This window comes from Candidatus Baltobacteraceae bacterium, from assembly GCA_036489885.1.
GTDB lineage: Bacteria > Vulcanimicrobiota > Vulcanimicrobiia > Vulcanimicrobiales > Vulcanimicrobiaceae > JAFAMS01.
On sequence record DASXEW010000003.1, the window covers coordinates 1,541,530 to 1,563,008 of the forward strand.

The following is a 21,479-nucleotide window of genomic DNA, read 5'->3' on the forward strand; positions in this document are numbered from 1 at the left end:
TCTACGGCGTAAGAAGGAGTCCCGCGATTTTGTTCTGCTGATCGAGCATGAACTGAAACTTTAGCTGCGTGCTCGCCGTGGTCGCTATGTAGATGTAGGCGCGATATCCGCCCTGGTATTGGAAGCCCCCCAATGTGAAGCTGGTTATCGCTCCCATTGCGTTCAGGTACGCAGCGGCGTTCTTGAGGACCGTGGGCGTCAGTGCTTGAGCCATCTGCGGCGTCAACTGGTCGGCGTCGATCTTTCCGGTTCGCAGACGGTCCAGCCAGTCGCGCGCGCGTGCGCGCACCGCTGGGTCATCTAGCTCGGCAACGCGTTCCTTTGTTTGCGTCTCGAGCGCCGCGTCGATGCCCGGCAGCAAGACGTCTGCGATTTTCGTTGCGGGCAGCGCAAGGCTGAAGTCGATTGTGTTCGCGAGCGTGGCGATCGCGATGCCGTCCTCGGGACACACGAGGTTCTGGGCGGAAAATCCCGGTAACCCACCGCTGTGCGAGATTATTCGATGACCTCTAATAGTAACGACAAACAGCCCAAAACCGTAGTCCGTCGAGTGTCCGTCTGAGAGCTTCACCGGCGTCGTCATCGCAGTCAGCGATTCACGGCTGACGACGCGACCCGAGAAAAGTGCGCGGTCCCATGCGAGTAAGCCGGCAGTCGTCGCAAAGATCTCGCCGGCGGCGTACGCCCAGCTCACGTCGGCCGTCTGGACCGGTGTAGGCTTCACGGCCGCGGTATAACCGCGCGCTACGTTGTCTCCTTTGGGCGTATTCGCCGTGATCGCGATGCCGAGCGGTTGCGCAATCCGTTCGTGGAGCACTTGCGCGTACGGCTTTCCGTACAGCTTTTCGATCGTGAGTCCGAGCGCGAGATAGTTCGTGTTCGAATAGGCCCACAGCGTACCCGGTGGCGACATCAGCGGCTTATCGGCGATGAGCGCAACGAGCGCTGCCGGCTGCACGTTCGGCTCTTTGTCCAGCCCCTCCGTGTAAACCGCATCCGCATAATCGATGATGCCGCTCGTATGGCTCAGTAGCTGGCGGAGCGTCACTTCCGAAGCGTGCGGGAAAGCAGGCAGCACCGTTGCAAGCTTGTCATCGAGCGCAAGTTTCTTCGCGTCGACCAATTGCATAACGAGCGCGGCCGTGAATTGCTTCGTAACCGACCCAATGCAATACCACGTATCCAGCGTCGCCGGCAGTTTTGGATCGAGATTTCGGCTCCCGCGCGCAGCTTGATACGCAATCGATCCGTCACGCGAGATCGCGACGCTGAACCCGACGGTCTGCGGCGCCTCACTGGCCTCGGCGATCACCTGTGTCAGCGATGCGCGCTGCTCGGCATTGATGGCCTCATCGGCGCCCGCAAGGCGCGGGGACAGTGCAAATCCGCTCGCGAGACTGATGGCGTACGAGCGCTTCACCGCTCGCCGATCAATTAGCGCGCAGTTTGCAGAGGGTGACTTCGAGCGCTTGCATCACATGCGCGCGTGTCGCTTCCTCGGCCGCATCCGGATTGCGGCTTTCGATGGCACGAAAGATCGCCGAATGCCCCTCAAGCGAATTCTCGGCTTCAGGGTCGGTGTACATGCGAGCGATGCGATAGTTGAAATAGAATTCGCGATTGCGGCGGATCAAATCGAGCAGGCGCGCATTGTGCGCGGCTTCGATGATCGCATCGTGAAAGCGATCGTTGACGTCGACGATGTGCTCGCGCGGCGAGCGCACGAGTTTTTTAACGTCGGTTTCGTGGAACGAACCAATCGTGTCGATCTCATTTTGCGTCGCTCGCATAGCCGCCAAGCGCGAGGCATAGCCCTCGAGTGCGGCGCGCGATTCATAGATCTCGCGAATTTCTTCGGGCGCGTGCTCGCGTACGACCAGGTGATGGCGTCCGCCATGAATGAGACCCTCGGCGGAAAGGCGCTTGAGGCTCTCGCGCACCGGCGTCCGACTGACGCCGAGACGCTCGGCAAGATCGAGCTCGACAAGACGTTCGTTTGGACGGATTAGCCCCTTGACGATCTCGTCGCGGAGACGTTCGTAAACCTCGTCCGAAAGCGTCGTAGCGCTCACGAGGCGAGGAGCGCGTGCGCTCGAAGGCTCATAAGGATGAATTCAAAGACGCAAGTTTCTTTTACCTGCGACCTGCGCGGCAAGACGGCGTTCGTCACCGGCGGTTCGAGCGGGATTGGCGCGCACCTTGCGGGCGAACTGGCCGCTGCGGGCGCGCGCGTCATCGTCGCTGCACGGCGCGAGCAAGAACTGGCAAAGGTTGTCGCCGCGATCGAGCAGCGTGGCGGCACAGCTCTCGCCGTTCGAATGGACGTAACCGATTCTGAGAGCGTTGAGAACGGTTTTCTCGTGGCCGAACGGGAGCTGGGAGTCGCCGACGTGCTGCTCAACAACGCCGGCATCACCATCGTCAAACCCGCACTCGATGCGCGTGTCGAGGATTGGGATAATGTCATCAGCACAAACCTTCGCGGTCCGTTTCTGGTCGCCCAAGCCTTTGCGCGACGTCTCATCGCACATTCATCTCCCGGTTCGATCATCAACATCGGTTCGATCATGGGCGCACGCGTGGCCGGCGGTCTGACATCATATGCTGCAGCCAAAGCCGGACTGCATCATCTCACCCGGGCGCTTGCGCTCGAATGGGCGCGCTACAACATTCGCGTCAATGCAATAGCGCCCGGCTACATCATGACCGACATGACACGTGACTTTTTTGCATCGCCGCAAGGCGAGGCCATCGCAAAACGCGTTCCGCAGCGGCGCATCGGCGAGCTCGACAATCTGGTCGCGCCTATATTGTTGCTCGCATCCGATGCATCGACATATATGACCGGCGCCGTCGTCCCCGTCGACGGCGGGCATCTCGTCAGTACGCTGTGACCGAATTCGCAGAGCGTTTGCAGGCGTTTGCCGCGCGCGAGCTCGGTATTCGCGAACCGCTGGCGTTCGAACGCATCCTCGGCGGTCAATCGAACCCGACGTGGTTCGTCGATGCCGGAAAGCAGCGCCTCGTCCTGCGCATGCAGCCTCCGGGCGAGCTTCTTCCGAGCGCGCATGCGCTCGATCGTGAATCGCGCGTTATTCGAGCTCTCGAAGGCAGCGGTGTTGCCGTTCCACGCGTGCTCACGTACAGCGAAGACCGTTCGGTCGTCGGCACGACATTCTATCTCATGGAACGAATCGATGGCCGCGTCTTCCCGCATGCGCGACTCGAAGGCGTTAACGCAATCGACCGGCGCGCAATGTACCGCTCGGCGGCGGCGATGCTGGCTGCATTGCACGCGGTTGATTGGGAGCGCGCCGGTCTCTCCGACTTCGGCAAACATGAAGACTACTTTGGACGCCAGGTTCGACGGTGGTCGCGGCAGTGGGAAGCTTCTCGCCGGCGCGAGATTCCTGATCTCGATCGTCTGATCACGCATCTTCCGAAATTTATCCCGAAAGAAAATCCAACCGTGATCTGCCATGGGGACTATCGCTTTGGAAACTTGATGTACGCGCCGGCTGCAACGGACGTCGTGGGCGTGCTCGATTGGGAACTATCAACGCTGGGTGATCCGATGGCCGACGTCGGCTATGTCTGCATGCCGTATCACTTGCCGTCCGGGACGCAAGAAGGCATCGCGGGGCTCGACCATGCGGCGCTCGGTATTCCGAGCCGAGATGAGCTCGTCGCCGACTACAATGCGGCCGCGGGTGAGAAGCGCGAGCTCTTGCCGTTCCATATCGCCTTTGCGTTTTTCAGATTCGCAGTCATCGTTGCCGGTATCGAAGATCGCGCACAGCGCGGCAACGCCGCTCACCCCGATGCGGGCAAGTCATTCGGTCGCGCCGATTTGTATTCGCGCGTCGCTTGCGAGCTGCTCGGAATCTAGCCGCGAACGGCGACGCGCAAACCGGCACCAATTGCGACGACCGTTTGGGTCAGCCGTGTTTCAGCTTCAACCATGCGAGTGAATTCGACCAGCTCGCTTTGGTGCGAGATGACGTTGTCGATTGCGAGGATGCCGTGCGGCGAAAGACTACGCACGAGATGCGGCAAGTACTCGGGATATGCGGGGCGCTCGGCGTCGAGGAAGATGAAGTCCCAATAACCGCTGCGCGACGAGGCTAGGGTCGAGGCCGCGTCTTCCGTTCTCAACGTGACGCGGTCGAGCACACCCGCGCTTTGCAAGTTCTTGCGCGCGTATTCGGTGCGTTCGGGATCGGTGTCGACGGTTAATACCGAGCCCTCCGTTTCTTCTGCGGCGTCGGCCAGCCAAATCGTTGAATAGCCGCTCGACGTTCCGATCTCGAGGATGTGCTGCGCGTTGCGCGCCCGCACCAGAATTCCTAAGAGCTGAGCGACCGGTGGATCGACGCTGCGAAAGCGTAAAAGCCGGTCAGCCAGGGCGTCGTCATGTGCTTTGTTGCGAACATACAGCTCGTCGGCTAACTTCTTGCGCGATTCATCCATCTAACCCAGCGTGCCCTTGTCGCCCCGAGCAGGCAATTACTTACGTCGCGATACCTTGAATTTTTCGAATTCGGCGCGACGCGACTCGGGCAGCGGATATGCTTCATCGAGAGCGGTGCCGTCTCGCAGAAGCTTCTGTGAGAACTCGTCTTCAAGTGCCATCTCTTCAGCCTTGCGTAAAAGTGCTTGCGCGTGCTGTGGCGGGACGACGACTGCGCCGTCGGCATCCGCGACGATGTAGTCTCCCGGTTGCACGAGGGCGCCTCCGCATCCGACGGCGATGTCGGTCTCCCACGCGAGCATGTTGCGCGAGTTTGCATCCGGATAAGCGCCGCGCGCCCACACCGCGAGTCCGATATCGCGGATACCGTCGACGTCGCGAATGACACCGTCAGCAACGACGCCGGCCGCACCGCGAGCATGCGCGCGTGCCGCAAGCATGTCGCCGAGGACCGCGCCCTCCATGTTACCGGCTGCATCGATCACAAGCACGTCGTCGCGATCCAGCGTGTCGATCAGCTTGCGATTGACGCCTTTACTTGGAGCCTTTGCATCTTCGCGCAGCGGCAAGAACCGCAGTGTCCGCGCTTTCCCGGCAATTCGCCGGTCGGACGTAAGCGCACGTAAACCGAGCATCAGCGTGCGATCGACCCCGAGCTCGCGCAGCACTTGCTTGGCTGTCGCGGTCGGCACCTCGCGCAAACGTGCGACCGTTTCGTCAGGCATGGACGAGACCGTGCCGGCGCGATTTCGCGTTTTCCCACGCTTGCGGATTCTTCGGGAACGCCGGCAGGTTGCCGTCCATTGCCGCGAGGATTTGCTCGACCGCGGAACGCGTGCTGCGCTCGTTGGTTTCCGTCGTGAGTCCCGCATTATGCGGCGTCACGATGACGTTCGTCATTTTGAACAGACGGTGCGTCGGCGATAAGGGTTCGGGTTGAAACACGTCGAGTGCGGCACCGGCAATTTGCCCGGCTTCGAGAGCCGATGTCAACGCTTCGAGGTCGAGCACGCCGCCACGCGACGTGTTGACGACATAGGCATCCTTCGGAAGCTTCGCAAGCTCTTTTGCACCGATAAAGTTTTTCGTATCGCCGGTCAGCTCGAGGCACAAGCACAAGAACCGCACTTCCGGCAGCATCTCATCGAGCGAGCTGACGCGATTGATGTGCAACAGTTGCGGAATGCGCGGATCGACATACGGATCGTAGCCAATGACGTTGCAGCCGAATCCCACGCGCAGCTTGCGCGCCAATTCGGAACCGATATAGCCGAGGCCGACGATCCCGACGGTCTTTCCGCCGAGCTCGAAGATCGGGTAGTCGGTTCGTTTCTCCCAGCCGCTGCCATCCCGCGTTGCGCCTTCCGACCATGTGAAGCGGCGCGCGAGTGCAAGTATCAACATAACGGTATGTTCGGAGACGGGAATTCGCCCGAAGCCGCGCTGGTTCACGACCAGAATCCCACACTGCGTGGCGGCATCGATGTCGATGTTGTCGTAGCCGAAGCCGGACGTCGAGACGACTTGCAGCTTCGGCGCCGCATCGAGGACCTGCGGCGTTACCTTTTGCGGATAGCGGACCCAAAGGCCGCGCGCGTCCGCCAGAGCTTCGGCCAACTTATCGTCGTCCGAAGCCCCGATGATCGTAACGCGGCAGCCTGCCTGGCGTAGTTGATCCGCACCCGTCGGATCGTACATATTGCGCCAGAGAACGACGTGGCGCTGTTGGTTGTTGTCCAGCTTACGGCAAGCCCATCGAGATGTAGCGGACCTCGAGGTACTCGTTGAGGCCTTCATGCCCGCCTTCGCGTCCGACACCGGAGTCTTTCACGCCGCCGAATGGTGCGTGCGGTGCCGACGGCACCGGGTCGTTGACGCCGACGATTCCGTATTGGAGTGCTTCCGCGACGCGGAACGCACGACCGAGATCTTTCGTCCACAGATATCCGGCCAGGCCGTACGGCGTGTCGTTCGCGAGCTTGATCACTTCGGCTTCATCTTTGAACTTCAGCAGAGGCGCAACCGGACCGAACGTTTCCTCGCGCAACAACCGCATCTCGAGACTGATGTTCGTGAGTACGGTCGGCTCGAAGAAGAGCCCGCTCGCGCCTTTCTGTTTCCCGCCGGCGCGAGCAACTGCGCCTTTGGAAATGGCGTCGTCAACGTGTGCTTTCACTTTGTCGAAGCCTTGCTGATCGACGAGCGGTCCGAGGCGCGTCTCTTCCTCGAGTGGATTGCCGACTTTGATGCCGACGACTTTATCGGCGAGAAGATCCGCAAACTTATCGTAGATTCTCTCCGAGACGTAGATGCGGTTAGCCGAAACGCAGACTTGGCCGGCGTTGCGGAATTTACACGCGATGACGTCGGTGACCGCGCGATCGATATCCGCGTCCTCGAAGATGATGTACGGCGCGTGTCCGCCCAGCTCGAGCGAGATGCGTTTCATCGTCGACGCCGACTGCGCATAGAGTTTCTTGCCGACCTCGGTGCTGCCCGTGAACGTCACCTTGCGGATGCGAGGATCGTTGATGATCACTTCGGAGACGGGAACCGGATCGAGCGCGGTGATGATCTGCAGCGTGCCGGGTGGTCCACCGGCCTCTTCCCAGAGGCTCGCGATCGCAAGTGCCGTGAGCGGCGTCTGCTCGGCAGGCTTCATGATGAACGTGCATCCGGCTGCAAGCGCCGGCGCAGCTTTGCGCGTCACCATGCCTGCCGGAAAGTTCCACGGCGTGATGCCGTAGGCCGGGCCGACCGGTTTCTTCATCGTGAAGAGACGTTTGTTGTTATCGTGCGTCGGGATGATCTCTCCGTACGCGCGTTTTGCTTCCTCGGCGAACCACGACGCGAACGCGGCTGCATATTTGACTTCACCGCGGCCTTCGATGACGGGCTTGCCCATCTCGTGCGCCATGATGCGCGCGAGTTCGTCCGCATGATCGAGAATCAGCGTATGCCACTTCATGAGAATCGCGGCGCGCTCGTACGCGGTCGTCTTCGACCACGTTTCAAATGCGCGCACCGCGGCATTCACTGCGGTTCGTGCCTCTTCGGGGCCGCAATCGGCGACCTCCGCGAAGGGCTCCATCGTGGTAGGATTCGTGACCGAGAACCGCTTCGAAGTCTCGATCCATTTCCCGTCGATGAACGCCTTGTGGAACTCAGTCTTCGGCCCTACCGTCAGCATGTTCTCAAATCTCCTCCGTCCCTCGACTACGCGCTTCGGCGCTACGCTCGGGATGACATGGCAGGATCGTCTCAGGTTGCGTCCTTTCCCGGGTCGGCGGGTATGGGTCCGGCATGCGCTTTCATGCCCTCGCGGTGGACTTCGATGGAACGCTCGCACACGACAGCCGAGTGGCCGAGCAGGCACTCGAGGCGCTGCGGGCATTGCGGAAATCCGGCCGCCGTTCCATCCTCGCGACCGGTCGTATCCTCGACGACCTGCGCGGCGTCTACAAGAACCTCGAGTTGTTCGACGCCGTCGTCGCGGAGAATGGCGCGGTTCTCTTCGACCCGGCTAGCGGCAAGACCGAACTGCTTGCACCGCCGCCGTCCGAAAAGTTCGTCGAGGCGCTGCGTGCGCGCGGCGTCGCGCCGCTCGAGGTCGGGCACGTGATCGTTGCGACGTGGCAGCCGCATGAAGCTGCGGTGCTGGAGACGATACGCGAGCTCGGGCTCGATCTGACGGTTATCTTCAACAAGGGCGCCGTCATGGTATTGCCTTCCGGCATCAACAAAGCGACCGGACTCGAAAAGCAGCTCGAGGCTTTCAAGCTTTCATTCCACAACGTAGCCGGTATCGGCGACGCAGAAAACGATCTGCGTTTCCTGGAACGCTGCGAAGCATCGGCTGCAGTCTCCAACGCTCTGGACAGCGTCAAAGAGCAATGTGACCTTGTGATGGAAGGCGATCACGGACACGGCGTTCGCCAATTCATCGAGCAGATCATCGAGGACGATCTTGCATCGCAATCCGAGCGTATCGATCGCCGTCATCGTATCGCGCTCGGGAAGTTGCAAGACGGAGTGCTCGACGTATCGGTCGCGTGCCGCGGCGTCCTGATCGCGGGAACTTCCGGCGGTGGAAAGTCGACGATGGCGAGCGCAATCATTGAACGCGTCGCGGAAGGCGGCTATCAATATACGATCTTGGATCCCGAAGGTGATTTTTCCGACCTCGAAGGCGCGATCGCCGTCGGCGATGCGGAGAGCGAACCCAATCTCGCGACGGTCAGCGACGTCATCACCTCCGGTCAGAACAGCGTAATCTCGCTCGTCGCGATCAAAGTTGACGATCGCGCCGTGCAGGCACGGCAGCTGCTCAGCCGCATCGCCGAGTTACGAGCGCGCTTCGGGCGCCCGCATTGGCTGATCATCGATGAGGCGCATCATTTTTTCCCGGCCGCCGCGAAATCGTCGTCTGATTCGCTCGAGCCGTGTCTCGGCGTCCTGTACACGACGACCGAGCCGCAGCTGGTCGCGACCGAGGCCCTCCGCTGCGTTGACGTCGTTATCGCGATGGGTGAAGAGCCGCGTGCAACAATCGACGCGGCCCGAAAGCAGCTGGGCATCGAAGGCTCGATCGGCGGCGCCTCCGTTCCGAAAAAGCTGCGCCGCGGTGAAGCGCTGGTTTGGCGGCGCAGCGACCCTGAAACGCTTGCTCACATCGAGACGATTGCCGGAAAGTCCGAACGCCGGCGCCACGCGCGAAAATACGCCAAGGGCGAATTGGCGGAAGAGAAGTCGTTCTATTTCACGGGGCCAAAGCGCAAGCTCAATCTCCGCGCGCAGAACCTCTTTACGTTCGTGCAGATGGCGGAAGGCGTCGATGACGAGACGTGGACGTACCACTTAAAACGCCACGATTATTCAGGCTGGGTTCGCGAGATGATCGGCGACGACGATCTCGCTGCTGAATTCCGTGCAACCGAAAGCGAACGCAAGCTCAGCCCCAGCGAAGGCCGTAAACGCATCGCCGAGGCTGTGCGCGAACGCTATACGGTAGGTTAGCCGCCGCCGGCGCCGACGCGATCGGCGCTGGGTTCGGTCATCAGCATCGGATCGAGGATTTCTTTGAGCTTCTCCGCGTCGAGATCCGTCTTGCGCAGGGCGACCTCGCGTACGGTCTCGCCCGTTTTCGCGGCTTCCTTTGCAATCGCAGCAGCCGCGTCGTAGCCGATGATCGGCGCAAGGCTCGTGCACATCGAGAGGCCGCGCTCGACCATTGCCGGGCCTTGGCCCGTCGCCTGGATGCCGCTGATGGTCTGCTTCGCGAAATTTGCCGCCGCTGCCCCGAGCAATTCGATCGAATTGATGAGGTTGTGGGCGACGACCGGCATCATCAGATTGATTTCGAAGTTGCCGCTGGCACCGCCGAATCCGATCGTCGCGTCGTTGCCGATGACTTGCGCGCACACCATCATCACCGATTCGGCGATGACCGGATTGACTTTGCCCGGCATGATCGAGCTTCCGGGCTGTACTTCGGGTAGCGTGATCTCGCCGATTCCGGCACGCGGACCGGAACCGATCCAGCGAATGTCGTTTGCGATCTTGAACATCGATACGGCGATCGTGCGCATTGAGCCGCTCGCCTCAACGGCGTTATCGAGGGTAGACTGTGATTGAAAATGATTGGTGGTCTCACGAATCTCGCTGCCGACGTCTTTGCTCAAGCGCGCGGTCGCGCGCTTCGCGAACTCCGGGTGCGTGTTGATCCCGGTTCCGACGGCCGTTCCGCCGAGCGCGACTTCCGAGAGTTCTTTCTTGGCGTGATTGGCGCGCTCGACCGCGCGCTCGATTTGTCCGGCGTAACCGAGAAACTCCTGACCCAGGCGAATCGGCGTTGCGTCTTGCAGATGCGTGCGTCCGGTTTTGATGACGCCCCAAAACTCTTTGCTCTTCGCATCGAGCGCGGATTTGAGCTCGCGTAGACCGGGAAGTAGCACTTCGTCGATTGCCATCACTGCGCCGACGTGAAGCGCGGTCGGAATCACGTCATTCGAGCTTTGTCCGAAGTTGACGTGATCGTTGGGATGCACGGGTTTCTTCGACCCGAGAACTCCGCCGAGTTTTTGAATCGCGCGATTCGAGATGACCTCGTTCGCGTTCATGTTCGTCGACGTGCCGCTTCCGGTTTGATAGATGTCGAGAACGAAATGCTCGTCGAGTCCGCCGTCGGCGACTTCTTGCGCCGCGCCGACGATGGCGTTGACGATGTCCTTCGGTACGAGGCCGAGCTCGCCGTTGGTTTGCGCGGCAGCCTTCTTGATCAACCCAAGCGCTTTGATGAAGCGCCGTGGAAAGCGTCGGTCGCTGATCGGAAAGTTGAGGACGGCTCGCTGCGTGCCGGCACCCCACAATGCTGTGGCCGGTACCTGCATCTCGCCCATCGTGTCCTTTTCAAGCCGGGTCGAGGATCCGTTTCCGCTCATGTTTCTCCTAACCTCAATTCGCGGGCAGCTTCGTCCAAATGTGAGACACCCCCCGTACGAGGAAAGTCGCCGCAAAAGCCTGCTTGCTAGTTGCGATGGACGGCGGCCGGTTCTATACTTTCGCTACCTGGGGGTCTCGCGGCATGCGCAAAACCATCGTCGTGTTGCTCTTGGCGTCGCTGACGCCATTTTTCGCGCCGCCCGTTCCGGCTCGCGCTGAAACGACCACGCTGTTCGAGCAATCCGTCGGCGGAATGATGGATCAATGGCGTGCCGAGGCAGTCAACGGCCAGCTTTCGGCCGTTATTTCGAAGATCGAAGACTTCGCGCGCCAGCATCCCGACAACAAGGGTCCGGCGCGACTGCTCGGTGATCTGTATTTTCGTAAATCCGACTTTCCCGCCGCCGAGCGCACCTATAAGAAGATATTGGCGCGCTATCCGGACGACGGCGAGACCTGGAATCGGCTCGGCGGTCTCTATGCCGCAGAGGATCGCGTCAATGATGCGATCGCTGCGTTCAACCGAAGCGTCCCCGATCCAAACGAATACCCGACGCTCGTTTCGCTCCATCGGCGGCGCGGAGATCTCGCCGACTTCGAGAGCATGGTCGCGTCCGATGCGCAACACAATCCGACCGATGAGCAGAAGCTGCTCAGCTACGGAATGGTGCTGCGGGGCGTCGGGAAACACGATCAGGCAATCGCCGTATTCAAGCAAGCCTTGAATTTCAGTCAGCCGAACGAGAGATGCCCGGCGCTGGACGATCTCGCTGTGGCCTATGCCGATGTGCATCGTCTCAACGATGCGATTCCCTTATTGCAAAGTTGTCTGGGCGGTAACTCCAAAGACTATTCTGCGCTCGTCAATCTTGGCGAAGCGTACATTGAACTTAACCACCTCGGCGATGCGCGTGACCTGCTGGAGCGAGCTATCCGAGTCAAGATCGACAAACCCGAGGCGTACGTCGACGTCGGCTACATCGAGGATGTTTCACAAAATTGGAAGTCAGCGGTCGCCAACTATCAGAAAGCCATTGCCGTCGATCCGCTCTGGCGCGATGCGTATATCGACCTCGGCTACGACTACTACTCGCAGAAAATGTACGCGCTCGCCGAAGCCGCGTTCATCAAAGGCCTATCAGTTTCACCACGTGATGGACGTCTGTGCTACTTGCTTGGCGTAACATATCGCGACCAAGGCAAAGTCGCGCTTGCGAAACAGGAATACGAGCACGCGGTCAATTACGGCAACGAAGAGAACGTTATCCTAGCCGCCCGCCACGATCTTAGCGAGCTTGAGGCCGAACCACCGAATACCGCGCACTAGCTCCGAAGAGCGATAGCCTCGATCTCGACGCGCGCGCCGGCCGGCAACGCGGCGACGGCGACGGTTGAGCGCGCGGGCGGTGAATCGGCGAATACCTCGGCGTAGACCTGATTCATCGCCGCGAAATCGTTCATGTCGACGAGAAAGACGGTGGTCTTCACGACGTCGCTCAAGCTCGCTCCGCCTGCGGAAAGCACCGCGGCAAGATTGAGTAGCGCACGCCGCGTTTGCGCGCCGACGTCGCCTTCGATCAATTTGCCCGTCGTGTGATCCAGCGCCACTTGCCCGCTGCAGAAGAGCATGCCGTTGGCTGCGATGGCTTGCACGTACGGACCGATTGGGTTTGGCGCGGCCGGACTATGGACGGACGTTTTCATGCGTGTGCTAACCGGGCGTTCTCTTCCGCGAGCTGTTCGAAGGTCATCGTTCCCTTATATTTCATGGGTGGTTCTTCGACGCCGAAGTTCGTCTTTGCGAGCTCGGCGATGCGCCCCATTTCATCGGCGGTTAAGGCCGGGGCGTCCGAGGTCGCCGCGAACTCGCGCAGCTGTTCGGCATCGTAGATGTTCGGCAGCACGGTCATGACGCGCGGCTCCGCGAGCAGCCACGCAAGTGCGGCCTGCCCGAGCGTACGTTTCGAACGCTCGAGAAAGCGCAGCGTCTCAATTTTCTTGATGCCGTTGACCAGCCACGAGCGGGGGCGGTGCGAGCGATGATCGCTGGGCTCAAACGTCGTCTCGAGCGTGTACTTGCCTTCGAGCATTCCACTCGAATGCGGGACGCGAATCTGATAGCCGGTGTCGGCGTTCGAATCGCGTGCGGCTTGCAGCATTGCGTCGCCCGGAAACTGCTCGAGCATATTCCAGATCATCTGGACGCTCGTCGTGTTGCGTCGCGTTGCCGCCTCGACACCTTCGTACAGCCATCCGATCGCGGGACCGAGCGCAACGCCGTACGAGCGGATCTTGCCTTCTTCGCGTAGTGACTCGAGGAGCTGCCACAGCGTATCATCGCGGACTTGATCGAGATGCGCATTGTGCATCTGCCAGATGTCGATGTAGTCCGTCTTCAGACGCTTGAGCGAGCCTTCGAGCGCGCGGCGGACGTACGCCGGAGAGAAGTCGTGCGGGATCTCGGATTGACCCTTGCGGTCGCCCGTATGCGAATAGAAATCGTAGCCAAACTTCGTTGCGTAGATGACCTTGTCGCGCTTACCGTCAAACGCGCTCGCGAGATGCTCCTCGCTGAGGCCATTACCGTACGTGTCGGCGGCGTCGAATAGCGTGATCCCGAGATCGTGTGCTTCGCGCAGCAGCGCGACCGCCTCTGCGTCAGTTTTGTTTCCCCACCAACCGGTCGACGTGGTCCACAACCCGAACCCGACTTCGCTGACGGTAATATCGGTCTTGGGGTACGTGCGGTATTTCAATTTAAAGGCGCTCCGCCCCAGGCTCCGCAGCCCCACGCTTGCGCGTGGGGCCCCCTGCCGCCGAGCCCGGCATCATTACGAAAAGGCAAGATTCCCCGAGGGGGGCTCGCAACGACATTTTCTTGCCAGGCATGATGCGCCTTCACCGAGAGAAAAGTCGTACGCATGCCTGAAGACTTTCGTTCTCAGTTCGAGCGCGTCGCGGATTGGATCGACGGCTACTATCGCGATGCGCGGCGGTACCCGGTTCTCTCGCGGTACAAGCCCGGGGAGCTCGTCGCTGCGCTTCCGGCCGAGGCGCCGGAAGAGGGCGAATCGTTCGACGCGATCTTTGCCGACTTCGAGAAATTGATCGTTCCGGGAATCACGCACTGGAATCATCCGCGCTTCTTCGCATACTTCGCAATCAGTGCGGCGCCGATTTCCGTGCTCGCGGAGATGCTCGCGGCCGCACTCGACGTCAACGCAATGTTGTGGCGTACGTCGCCGTCGGCGACCGAGCTCGAGGACGTCGTCACCGCGTGGTTGGCACGGCTGATGCGACTGCCGAAGCATCTGCACGGCATCATTTACGACACGGCCTCGATCAGCGGTTTTACCGCCCTTGCGGCAGCGCGCCAACAAGCCGAGCCGTCGATTCGGATGAAGGGCATGGCAGGGCGCGCCGATCTCGCGCCGCTCCGGATCTACATTACGGACCAGACGCACAATCATATCGAGAAGGCCGCGATCGCGCTTGGCATCGGACAAGAAAACGTCATCAAGATTCCGTGCGACGCCCAGTTTGCAATGCGGCCGGACGCGCTTGCCGCGCAAATCGAATCGGACCTTGCCGCCGGCATGAAACCGATGTGCGTGTGCGCAACGGTCGGAACGACCTCAACGACGTCCAGCGATCCGCTCGTCGCGATCGCCGAAGTAACGCGCAAGCACAATGTGTGGCTGCATGTCGATGCGGCGTATGCCGGTCCTGCTACGATTCTGCCTGAGATCCGCCCGATTCTCGACGGAGTCGAGCATGCGGATTCGCTGGTAATGAACCCGCACAAGTGGATGTTCGTCCCGGTCGATCTCTCGGTGCTCTACGTTCGGGAGCCCGAGATTCTCCGGCGCGCATTTTCGCTCGTGATCGACATTCTTTATACGCCGGAAGTCGGCGTGCACAACTACATGGACTACGGTTTGCAGCTCGGCAGGCGGTTCCGCGCGCTCAAGCTGTGGTTCGTGCTGCGGCATTACGGTGCGGCCGAGATTCGCAAGAAGCTCCGAGCGCATATTGCCCTCGCGCAAGAGTTTGCGTCGTGGGTCAAAGCCGAGAGCGGTTGGGAAATCTCGGCGCCGCATCCCCTTTCCGTCGTGTGTTTCCGCTATGTAGCCGACGGCGGAACGCCCGAAGCCATTGACGCGCGCAATCAGGCAATTGCGGATGAAGTAAACGCGACCGGCGAGATATTCGTCTCAACAACGCGTCTTAGGGGAAGACTCGTTTTGCGGCTTGCAATCGGAAACGAGCGCACCACGCACGATGACGTCGAGGTCGCGTGGCGCCTTATTCGCGACCACGCCCGCGCAAAGGTGCAAGCGTAGGCCAACTCTTGGCACCACGAGCGAAGCCGAGGGGCAGCCTAGCAGTTGGCTTACTTCTGCTCGCAGGGTGCGCGTCGACGCCGCCCGCGACGTGCACGCCGCAGATGAACGCGCGCTTTCAAGCCAGCCTCATGGCGCGCAGCCGCGTCGTCGAAGGCGTCAGCGTGTGCGGGATCGTCAGCGGGCACCCGCACGAAAGCGGCGGAGAGCACGGTTTACATGTCTACATTCCGGTGCGGCTCGAAGCTCCAGGCGGCGCGACGTACGTAACGGAAGTAGTCCCGAACGAAGTGCTGGACGGGCGCATAGAGGTTCACGAAGGCGACCGCATCATTGCCGTTGGTCAGTTCGTCTATCCGAACAGGTATGGCTACGAGGGCCTCATCCACGACACGCATCCTGCAACTCATCGCGGTGGTGCCGACGGTTATGTCGACGTGAACGGAAAGATATATAGATGATGTTGGTGCGAGGCCGAGCGCTCACGGGGGCCCTAACCGCGAAGCGGTTGGGGGGCGCGGAGCCTAGGGAGGAGCGCCGTTAGAATGAACGTCAAAGGGCTCAATCATGCGGTGCTGCGGGTGCGCGACCTCGAGCGCAGCCTCGCGTTTTATCACGATGTACTCGGACTCGAGACAATCGCGCGCGCCGGACGGACGATGGCGTTCATGCGGGCTCCCGGTTCGGAGAATCATCACGATCTCGGCTTGGCGCGTGTCGGTCCCGATGCGCCGGCACCGGACGAACGCGGCGTCGGCCTCTACCATCTTGCGTGGGAAGTCGAGGAGATCGAGTCGTTGCGCGACGCACTCGCGGCATTCCAGCGCTACGGTACGCTCAGCGGCATGAGCAATCACGGCTCAACGAAATCAGTGTATGGCTACGATCTCGACGGTAACGAGTTCGAGGTAATGTGGGTGGTGCCACGCGAGTATTGGGGCGAGTTCGAGAACAGCGCACCGACTGCCCGACTCGATCTCGAAGCCGAAATCGCGAGTTGGGGAAAGAAAACGCACGCATGAAGAGCGCCTAAGAGTTTAACAAATTGGTGGCCATCATACGATTTTCGAGCCGTCGTGTATTTTTGTGTGAGGCAGCCGGGCGAAAGGACGGTTCGACCCATTGACGAGCTCGGTAACGTATTCTTGGTGCGCATCATTCGAAAGGCCAAACCGAGCCGAAGCGGCGATTGCCTCGATTGCGTCGTAGCGCACGTCGCCAAAGGTAACTTTACCATTCTCCAGCACGGCATAAGATGCGTGCCCGGCACGGTGAGACATGCCGACGCTCCCCGGGTTGACAATGAGATTTCGGCTTTGCCATGACCCAGGGCGATGCGTATGTCCGATGACGATGAGATCGCACTTAGGAAAAGCACGCGAAATCCGATCGATTTCATCGTCCGTCGGTTTTATGTACCGACCGTAGTCGCCAGGATATGCGTGCGTTACGGCGACGGCGACGTTCTCGAACCGCAATTCGATTTCAGGCGGAAGATTCTTCAGCCAACGAAGGTGCGCGCCAGAAAGTCTCTCGCGTGTTCGCGAGCGGCTTTCGCTTGTCGCCGTGGGGAGCGATGGCGGGGCTGCGTGAGACGTTCCGTTGGCGATGGCGTCGTCTTCGTCGCCGCGTACACAATGTGCGCCGCGTCGTTGAAGCTCATCGATGACGCCGGCGCTATCTGGGCCGAATCCAACAGCGTCTCCGGCACAAAGCACAGCATCGGCGTCCGGAAGCGCTCGCAAGGCTGCTGCATTACCGTGAATATCGGCGATAAGAAGAACTCGCATCTGGACTCCTGTCTTAAAACAGGAGCCATCAGCCGTTAACCGGCGGTTGTGGCGAGCTCCATCGCCCTCGAGCCGCTTCTGCCCCATGGGCCGACCCACCCACTTGAAGCCTACGCCCGTCGCACTATACTAGAGGGGATATCGGCGATGGGGCTCGCCGCAGACGTCGCGGACGCGACTGATGGCTCCTAGTTTTGTAGGAGAGCCATATGATCGATGATCCGCACCTCGCCACCGCGCGCGAATTCGAACGTTCTGCGCGCCATACACTCACAGACGCTTGCGGCACCGATATCGCGATCCTTGATCGGCTGTGCGCCGATGCCTTCGCGAACGCGCGTGCGGCGTTCGAAGATGCGCTGGGCTCAGCCGGCTACGATCAGAACGGGATGCACAAGCTGCTTAACGAGCGCGCAAGAGTCATCGCCGAACACTGTACGCGTCGGGTTCGCGACACGACGAACGTCCGATTTCGCGCGCGCTTTCGGTCATACGCCGAAGCAGTTTGGGAGACTGAATCACGGCTGGTTGCCCGCCCGCGTCGAATTGCACTCCCGCGAATTCACATTCGTGCCGTTCAACCCGCGATTGGCGCACACGCCTCACCCGACGATATCGTCGAGGCGTGGATGCTTGACTTAACCACTCAACTCCACGCAGCAGTGCGCGAAGCAGTAGCGATTGCCGTCGAGACGGTCATCAAACGCCTCATCGCGAGCGTTTCTCGATCAAGAACCGCCCACGCCTTGTTCACACTACGCTCGGTGACGCCGTCATGACAAGTATTCTGTTCCCCGTATCGCCTTCGGCCGAGGTACTCGCCGACCGCCAGCCGGACTGCTTTTCGGACCTGAACCTTGATCAGATCGTTGCGGCGATCATCGCCGGCAAAGAAGAGTACAATCTCAAGCCGTTCTTCCATCTTGCGCTTATTGACCATGAAGGCATTCTCTATCGCCAGAACGTTTTTGCGGATATTGAAAACACACAAGTGCTTGAAAACGTGCGACGGTTTGCGACCCGCATGCACGACATGCGCGCGCATGTTGCTCAATCAGAAAAGATGCGAAACACGTATGAGGCGGAAGCCTGGTTCCTTGAAGCGATCGCGATGTACTGCGAGGCAGTGCGCGAACTTGCAACCCAACTTGATGCTGCTGCTCCTCAATCGATTGGGTTTGAACGCTTCCGACAATATCTCTTAAGATACGTCGGGAGCAGCGCTTTTCGAGCGCTCGTCGCGGAAAAAGAACAGGTCGAGTCGCAGCTTGCGGGCGTGCGCTACAGTATACTCGTCCAAAATGGCGGCTTTAGCGTTCTGCGTTACGACAATGAGGCGGATTACGGTGCCGTCATCGATGAGACATTCGAGAAGTTCAAGCGGTCGGCGGCGACCGACTATCTCGTAACGTTCAAAGAACGCTCGCCGGAGATGAACCATATCGAGGCGCAGATTCTAATCTTCGTAGCGAAGCTGTTCCCCGACGAGTTGGGTCATCTCAACCGCTTTTGCAAGCGACACCGCGTATATGTTGATGATGTCATTGCGAGGTTCGATCGCGAGGTGCAATTCTACGTCTCATATCTCGAATATATTGATAAGCTTCGAGGCGCAGGGCTGAGTGTTTGCTATCCCGTCATCGCGCAAGGGTCCGATAAGTGTATATTCGGTAACAATATCTTCGATATGGCGCTGGCGCACAAGCTGATCGGTGCCCAGTCATCCGTTGTCTGCAACGACTTCTCACTCGATGGCGAGGAACGGATGATCGTCGTCACCGGCCCGAATCAGGGCGGAAAGACAACGTTCGCGCGGACGTTCGGGCAAGTGCATTATCTGGCGGCCATAGGCTGCCCCATCGCCGGCAGTGATGCGCGACTCTATTTGTTCGACAACCTCTTCACGCATTTCGAACGAGAGGAGAGCATCGAGAACCTACGCGGTAAGCTCGAGGACGATCTTCACCGCCTCCACGAGATCATCGAGACCGCTACCCCGGCGTCGATCGTCATTCTCAACGAAATATTCACGTCGACGACGATTCACGATGCCGTCTTCCTTAGTCGACACGTAATGGAACAGCTGCTCTCGCATGACGTACTCGGTGTGTGGGTGACTTTTATCGACGAGCTCTCGAGCCTGAGTCCGAAGACGGTCAGCATGGTGAGTACGGTTGTCCCCGATCAACCGGCAATGCGGACGTTCAAAGTCGTTCGGCGCGTGGCAGATGGGCTCGCGTACGCGCTCGCCATCGCGGAGAAATATCATGTCACATACAACGCCCTTCTGGAGCGGATACCGTCGTGAAGGCGTTCCTTATGTATCCCGACCGCGATTTTGATATCGAACACCCACTTCCGTGGAATGCCTTGGACCTCGCGCAGGATCTCGAGCTCAACGCGCTCTTCACGGCGATGAGTCGCGAAGATAAATTTCTCTACGAAGTTACCCGACGTGCAGTGTTTTCGAGCATAAGCGATATCGCCACGATTCGGTATCGACAGGCGATTCTCGCTGACTGTCTAGCGTATCCCGACGCGCTGCGCCAGATGTATGCGATCGCTGTGGAGGCGGAAGAGGGGAAGCGGGGTTATTACTGGATATCGAGCGGCCGCTATCCGTCCTCGACGCTCACGGGCGCCGTTGGTTTGCTCGAGTTTTGCGTTGGCATCCTTCGAAAGCTCCGAAAAGCGACGGATGCTTATCATGAAGCCTTTCGTTCTCCCGGGTTCAAGACGTTGTGCGCGACGCTTAAGGAAGAGCTCTCCGATGACTACTTCGATGTCGTCGAAGCACACCTCAAGCGTCTCAAGTTCAAGGGCGGCGCGCTGATCAGTGCGCGGCTCGGCGCCGGTAACAAAGGCGTCGATTACATCTTACGGCGCCCGAATCACCCCGACCGTAATTGGTTTGAACGGCTCTTTGGGGGAGGGCCGGACGCTTACTCTTACCAGCTACATCCGCGCGACGAGGCTGGGGCGCGTGCGCTCTCCTCGCTCCGCGACCGCGGCCTCAATCGCGTCGCGAACGCAGCGGCGCAGGCCGCCGACCATATTTTGAGTTTTCTCAAGTTATTGCGCGCAGAACTCGGGTTCTATGTCGCGTGCCTCAACGTGCACACGAAACTCATCGAGAAAGGCGAGCCGATCTGCTTCCCTGACGTCAGCGAGAGTAACATCCGGCGGCATTGGTTTAAAGGTCTTTACGACGTCTCCTTGGCGCTGACGATTTCCGATCGCGTCGTTGGCAACGACGTGGACGCCGATGATAGCGAAGTCGTTGTTGTGACGGGTGCCAATCGCGGCGGAAAGTCCGTATTTCTGCGCAGCATAGGCCTCGCACAACTAATGATGCAGTGTGGTATGTTCGTCGGAGCGGAAGCGTTCGCGGCAAACACGTGCGTTGGCCTCTACACACACTACAAACGCGAAGAAGACTCGTCGATGACGCACGGAAAGTTTGCGGAAGAAATATCACGCATGGACGAGATTGCAGGATACTTGCACCCGAATTCGCTGGTGCTGTTCAACGAGTCGTTCGCCGCAACCAATGATCGTGAAGGTTCCGAGATCGCACGACAAATCGTAGCTGCGTTGCTCGAAAAACGCATCAAGATATTCTACGTGACCCACCTCTATAAATTTGCTCGAACTCTTTGGGAAGAAAAGGCGCACAAGGCGACGTTCTTGCGCGCCGAGCGTCAATCGGATGGTTCACGTACGTACAAACTTGCCGTCGGTGAGCCGCTTGAGACAAGTTTTGGTGAAGACCTCTACAACGAAATCTTCCTCGCAGAGAAACAGCGCACATGAGCGGCCCAACAACCAAGGTACTGCTTGTGCGACACGGCCACGTCGAGGGCATCGATCCACCGCGATTTCGGGGTAGAAACGACCTACCGCTGACGCCCCTTGGAATCGTGCAAGCTGAGGCAGTCGGGAAGCGAATTGCAGAGCGATGGGAGCCGGCCTCAGTCTATGCAAGTCCTATCGGTCGCGCGATGCATACCGCCGAAGCAATTGCGCATCCGCTTGGGCTTGCGGTGCGCCCCGAACCGGATCTCATTGAGATTGATTACGGAGAGTGGACGGGCCTCGGACACGCCGACGTCCTTTCTTCATGGGCCACCGAAGCGAAGCTCTGGTTCCGGGCGCCCGATGTCGCACATATTCCGGGAGGCGAGGTACTTAGCGACGTTTCCCGCCGCATCTCACGCGGCGTGGGCAATCTCGTACGCCGGCACCGCAACCATCGTGATCGTCGGCCACGAGGCGATCAATCGCGTTGTCTTACTGTACGCACTGGGATTGCCGTTGTCCCATTATTGGCGCTTTCGTCAAGGCCCGTGCTGCATCAACGAGCTGGATTTCGAACCCGACAAATGTATCGTCTGCTCGATCAACGATATGTCGCACGTTCCGGTCCGTGCGTAG

21 protein-coding genes and 2 riboswitches are annotated in these 21,479 nt (G+C 59.8%); of the genes, 12 read left to right on the top strand and 9 right to left on the bottom strand.

The features are described from left to right. Position 1: 1 nt before the first annotated feature. Positions 2 to 1,420, bottom strand: a complete 1,419-nt coding sequence (locus VGG22_13480; GenBank protein ID HEY1729384.1) for a serine hydrolase — start codon at positions 1,418 to 1,420, stop codon at positions 2 to 4. A gap of 10 nt (positions 1,421 to 1,430) precedes the next feature. Further along, positions 1,431 to 2,072, bottom strand: coding sequence for a GntR family transcriptional regulator (locus tag VGG22_13485; GenBank protein HEY1729385.1), 642 nt, complete (start codon positions 2,070 to 2,072; stop codon positions 1,431 to 1,433). A 36-nt stretch (positions 2,073 to 2,108) separates the two neighbouring features. Here VGG22_13485 and VGG22_13490 point away from each other — a divergent pair, with 36 nt between their 5' ends. Together VGG22_13490 and VGG22_13495 are read left to right on the top strand one after the other, a co-directional pair. Then, a complete protein-coding gene (locus tag VGG22_13490) occupies positions 2,109 to 2,894 on the top strand; it encodes an SDR family NAD(P)-dependent oxidoreductase (GenBank protein ID HEY1729386.1) in 786 nt (261 codons plus the stop codon). Next, positions 2,891 to 3,889 (top strand): phosphotransferase family protein, encoded by a 999-nt coding sequence (locus VGG22_13495; protein HEY1729387.1) that lies wholly within the window; start codon positions 2,891 to 2,893, stop codon positions 3,887 to 3,889. The genes VGG22_13490 and VGG22_13495 overlap by 4 nt, the downstream gene beginning before the upstream one ends. Here the strand turns inward: VGG22_13495 and VGG22_13500 are convergent. The 4 genes from VGG22_13500 to VGG22_13515 are packed head-to-tail and all read right to left on the bottom strand — an operon-like array spanning position 3,886 to position 7,661. Then, positions 3,886 to 4,470, bottom strand: a complete 585-nt coding sequence (locus VGG22_13500) for an O-methyltransferase (protein ID HEY1729388.1) — start codon at positions 4,468 to 4,470, stop codon at positions 3,886 to 3,888. The two genes, VGG22_13495 and VGG22_13500, sit on opposite strands and share 4 nt — an antisense overlap. A gap of 36 nt (positions 4,471 to 4,506) precedes the next feature. After that, positions 4,507 to 5,196 (bottom strand): hypothetical protein, encoded by a 690-nt coding sequence (locus VGG22_13505; protein HEY1729389.1) that lies wholly within the window; start codon positions 5,194 to 5,196, stop codon positions 4,507 to 4,509. After that, complete coding sequence (locus VGG22_13510) at positions 5,189 to 6,169, bottom strand: hydroxyacid dehydrogenase (protein HEY1729390.1); 981 nt, start codon at positions 6,167 to 6,169, stop codon at positions 5,189 to 5,191. Before VGG22_13510 ends, VGG22_13505 begins: the two co-directional genes overlap by 8 nt. 43 nt (positions 6,170 to 6,212) lie before the next feature. Next, complete coding sequence (locus VGG22_13515; GenBank protein ID HEY1729391.1) at positions 6,213 to 7,661, bottom strand: NAD-dependent succinate-semialdehyde dehydrogenase; 1,449 nt, start codon at positions 7,659 to 7,661, stop codon at positions 6,213 to 6,215. A 113-nt stretch (positions 7,662 to 7,774) separates the two neighbouring features. Between VGG22_13515 and VGG22_13520 the strand changes: the two genes are divergently transcribed. Further along, positions 7,775 to 9,487, top strand: coding sequence for an HAD-IIB family hydrolase (locus VGG22_13520; protein HEY1729392.1), 1,713 nt, complete (start codon positions 7,775 to 7,777; stop codon positions 9,485 to 9,487). On the opposite strand, the gene VGG22_13525 is transcribed toward VGG22_13520, so the two are convergent. Further along, positions 9,484 to 10,911 carry a class II fumarate hydratase gene (locus VGG22_13525; protein HEY1729393.1) on the bottom strand — a complete coding sequence of 476 codons (1,428 nt, stop codon included), beginning with the start codon at positions 10,909 to 10,911 and terminating at the stop codon, positions 9,484 to 9,486. The two genes, VGG22_13520 and VGG22_13525, sit on opposite strands and share 4 nt — an antisense overlap. A 143-nt stretch (positions 10,912 to 11,054) precedes the next feature. On the opposite strand from VGG22_13525, the gene VGG22_13530 reads away from it, so the two are divergent. Continuing rightward, entirely contained in the window at positions 11,055 to 12,239 is a 1,185-nt protein-coding gene (locus tag VGG22_13530; protein ID HEY1729394.1) for a tetratricopeptide repeat protein, read from the top strand. Here VGG22_13530 and VGG22_13535 read toward each other — a convergent pair. Together VGG22_13535 and VGG22_13540 are read right to left on the bottom strand one after the other, a co-directional pair. After that, positions 12,236 to 12,616, bottom strand: coding sequence for a Rid family detoxifying hydrolase (locus tag VGG22_13535; protein HEY1729395.1), 381 nt, complete (start codon positions 12,614 to 12,616; stop codon positions 12,236 to 12,238). The genes VGG22_13530 and VGG22_13535 overlap by 4 nt on opposite strands. Further along, the gene (locus VGG22_13540; protein ID HEY1729396.1) at positions 12,613 to 13,668 is read right to left on the bottom strand and encodes an aldo/keto reductase; all 1,056 of its coding nucleotides are present in this window, start codon (positions 13,666 to 13,668) and stop codon (positions 12,613 to 12,615) included. Before VGG22_13540 ends, VGG22_13535 begins: the two co-directional genes overlap by 4 nt. A gap of 165 nt (positions 13,669 to 13,833) precedes the next feature. Here VGG22_13540 and VGG22_13545 point away from each other — a divergent pair, with 165 nt between their 5' ends. From VGG22_13545 to VGG22_13580, 8 genes are all read left to right on the top strand, one after another. Continuing rightward, positions 13,834 to 15,255 (top strand): aminotransferase class I/II-fold pyridoxal phosphate-dependent enzyme, encoded by a 1,422-nt coding sequence (locus VGG22_13545; protein HEY1729397.1) that lies wholly within the window; start codon positions 13,834 to 13,836, stop codon positions 15,253 to 15,255. Between the two features lie 104 nt (positions 15,256 to 15,359). Continuing rightward, on the top strand, positions 15,360 to 15,716 hold the full coding sequence (locus VGG22_13550; protein ID HEY1729398.1) for a hypothetical protein: 357 nt from the start codon (positions 15,360 to 15,362) through the stop codon (positions 15,714 to 15,716). A gap of 84 nt (positions 15,717 to 15,800) precedes the next feature. Further along, a complete protein-coding gene (locus VGG22_13555) occupies positions 15,801 to 16,277 on the top strand; it encodes a VOC family protein (protein ID HEY1729399.1) in 477 nt (158 codons plus the stop codon). Positions 16,278 to 16,844: 567 nt separating this feature from the next. Continuing rightward, complete coding sequence (locus VGG22_13560) at positions 16,845 to 17,084, top strand: hypothetical protein (GenBank protein HEY1729400.1); 240 nt, start codon at positions 16,845 to 16,847, stop codon at positions 17,082 to 17,084. Next, a riboswitch (Fluoride riboswitch) is annotated at positions 17,058 to 17,120 on the bottom strand. (Overlaps the previous gene by 27 nt.) 59 nt (positions 17,121 to 17,179) lie before the next feature. Continuing rightward, positions 17,180 to 17,243: riboswitch (Fluoride riboswitch) on the top strand. 11 nt (positions 17,244 to 17,254) lie between these two features. Then, a complete protein-coding gene (locus tag VGG22_13565) occupies positions 17,255 to 17,824 on the top strand; it encodes a hypothetical protein (protein ID HEY1729401.1) in 570 nt (189 codons plus the stop codon). Further along, positions 17,821 to 19,353, top strand: coding sequence for a hypothetical protein (locus VGG22_13570; GenBank protein HEY1729402.1), 1,533 nt, complete (start codon positions 17,821 to 17,823; stop codon positions 19,351 to 19,353). Before VGG22_13565 ends, VGG22_13570 begins: the two co-directional genes overlap by 4 nt. Before the next feature lie 11 nt (positions 19,354 to 19,364). Next, positions 19,365 to 20,858 (top strand): hypothetical protein, encoded by a 1,494-nt coding sequence (locus tag VGG22_13575; protein HEY1729403.1) that lies wholly within the window; start codon positions 19,365 to 19,367, stop codon positions 20,856 to 20,858. Between the two features lie 345 nt (positions 20,859 to 21,203). Further along, entirely contained in the window at positions 21,204 to 21,479 is a 276-nt protein-coding gene (locus tag VGG22_13580; GenBank protein HEY1729404.1) for a histidine phosphatase family protein, read from the top strand.